General features: G+C 53.9%; 2 protein-coding genes. Both read right to left on the bottom strand.

Annotation, left to right across the window (positions count from 1 at the left end):
- Positions 1-302: 302 nt before the first annotated feature.
- Positions 303-1,574 (bottom strand): IS91 family transposase, encoded by a 1,272-nt coding sequence (locus BM123_RS23655; RefSeq protein ID WP_090173605.1) that lies wholly within the window; start codon positions 1,572-1,574, stop codon positions 303-305.
- On the bottom strand, positions 1,487-2,368 hold the full coding sequence (locus BM123_RS23650) for a tyrosine-type recombinase/integrase (RefSeq protein ID WP_090173604.1): 882 nt from the start codon (positions 2,366-2,368) through the stop codon (positions 1,487-1,489). Before BM123_RS23650 ends, BM123_RS23655 begins: the two co-directional genes overlap by 88 nt.
- Positions 2,369-2,472 lie beyond the last annotated feature (104 nt).

Here is a 2,472-nt window from a genome sequence, read left to right as displayed (position 1 = left end):
AACTCTAAGGCCTGTCCGCGCCCTCCACACCAATACGCCCTCTTCCCCCAGCTCGCAGCGCGGACAGGTCAGTTGAACGAAGCCCATACTTCGGCTTTAATGCCTCAGGAATAGGGTAAAACATAATTCGGGTAGCGACATAGCGAACTACCTGTCTGGCTAAAAGTAGCCCATTTTAACCGAAGTACCCAACCCAGGTAGCGACTTTTCAGACCAGGGTGCTGTGGCTGCCTTACCTGCTTCCCAGTCGGCATCGAGCCTCCGGGGCGAACCACTACTGTTTCACCGGATTTTTGCATACATCAGACTTTTTCGGGTTTAGGAGAGCAGCCCATCACTGGTGGTGGGCGCACAGTGATCTTCAGCCAGGAGGCAACCAGGTGGTGATCGGGCGCTACCGGCTCGATTAAAGGCTCGGCTACACTGCCACACTGCTCGCAGGTATTCCGCAACTGGAGACGCAACATCGCTTTTAATAAACGCAGTATCACCAGTACTGTATCCGGAGCTTGCTTAACATGACGCTCCAACAGACCCCCCAGTCGCTTGCGGGTGTTGGCCGCGTGTAGCCCATAAGAACGGGTGCGGTGGAAGTGCGGCGGCAACACGTGCTGCAACAGCTGTGCCATGGCAAGCAGCGGGCTCAGTTGCCGGATGGCTTGTGGTGCCGCTTGACCGACCTCCTGCCGGCGGTAGTCTTTGTAGCTTAAACTTACCGTCTGCGTGGACGCATCGTATCGCAAACGCTTATCCGAGATACCAATGCGGCAGATATAGCGACTCAGGTAAGCGTTGATCACCTCGGCATCCATCGTTGGCGGTTGCTGATTGACCACCCAGCGTTTCTGCTCAAGACCCGCCGTCAGTACCCCGTAGGACTGATGGTAAATTCCTGATCCGCAACGCCCCATCCAGTCTTTGAGCGATTCGAGGAAGTACGACCGGAAAGTATTACTCATCTTACGGTGCCCCACCAGCTTATCTTTATACTTCGGCCAGCACCACTGACCACTCTTCTCGTCAAGACCACCAAAAGTTACCAGACAATGGACGTGCGGATGATGCTTCAGATCCGAACCCCAGGTGTGCAGCACCGCCGTCATGCCCGGCAGGCCATCGCATAAGACCGCAAGCGTCCGCCAGGCAGTGCGGAACAACATGCCATACAACACACGCGGATGCTGCCGACAGATGCCGTTGAGTTCGTGCGGAAGCGTAAAAGTGATGTGCATGTAAGGCACAGTCAGAAGGCCCGATTCTACCCCCTCGTACCAGGCTTGGCGTCGGTTCCCCTGGCACAACGGGCAATGGCTGTGACCACAGGAAAAATAGCGGTAGTGCTCCTCTCCGCAGTCTAGGCACGTCACCCGATGACCACCCAGCGCTGCCGTGTGACACAGACGTATCGCACGGATCAGACGGATCACCCGCAGACCCGGACGGTAAGCCTCTACATAGGCTTCGCCGTACGCCCGGAAAAGGTCTCCTATTCCCCCAACCGTGCCGGTAACGGATGAAGATGCAGCGACAGCTGATTCAGCGGATGATGGACTTGTTCCTGATAATTGACACACAAGTGAAGATAACGCGCCGTCGTCGTTAAATTGCTGTGACCCAATTGCTCCTTAACAAACAAGATACTCGTGCCCGCCTCCAGGTGGTGCGTCGCATAACAATGACGCAAAACATGAGCCGATACCGGACAGATAATCGAGGCCGCCACGGCCGCTCGTTCGATGGCGTACTGAGCCGCACGGTTCTGCCAGCGCCCACCCACGTAACTGCCGTTAAACAAATAGTTTTGCGGACGACATGCCTTGTAATAAATTCGCAGCGTCTCCAATAAGCTCGGCGGGAGATGAACGTAACGATCCTTCTTACCCTTCCCTTTACACACCCGAAGCTGTGCCCTGCTGCCATCGATATCCTTAATCCGTAAATCCAGCGCCTCACTCAAACGCAGCCCCGTACCGTACAGTAAAGTAATGAACGCCTGATGCTTCAACAACGTAGCCGCATTAATCAAACGCTCTACCTCATCCACCGATAATATCGTGGGTAGTGACCGCTCAGAGCGAGGACGCGGAAGATGTTCCACTGACCATTCCCGACGCAAAACCGAAGTGAAAAACATCTGCAAAGCTGAATAAGCCACATTAATACTACGCCAGGCTAAGCCCTGATCGCTACGCTCCGTCAGGTACGCCTTAATCTCATCCTGCTCAATCGTGCCCGTATTCCCCAACCGTTGCCGCCAAAGCAAAAACTGACGTAAATGACTTGAGTAAGACTTTATGGTCGCTGAAGCGTAGTTACGCAGGATCATCCAGTCCCGAAAGGCCTCAAAATTAGCAATAGAATTATCCATCGTTTTCTATTTAGTGAAACAATGGACGGAAGCTAGGGTAACCCTTCAGAGAATTACAAGTATTCTTAAGTGAGACGGGGGAAGTTGGACGGGGTTTGTTCAAC

The organism is Neolewinella agarilytica (assembly GCF_900110645.1).
GTDB classification, from domain to species: domain Bacteria; phylum Bacteroidota; class Bacteroidia; order Chitinophagales; family Saprospiraceae; genus Neolewinella; species Neolewinella agarilytica.
Note: the sequence above shows the minus strand (reverse complement) of the source record. Positions and strands in the feature narration are given on the sequence as shown.

Excerpts from the sequence above, each read along its gene's own strand:
- BM123_RS23650 (WP_090173604.1), bottom strand. The coding sequence starts at position 2,368 with ATGGATAATTCTATTGCTAATTTTGAGGCCTTTCGGGACTGGATGATC.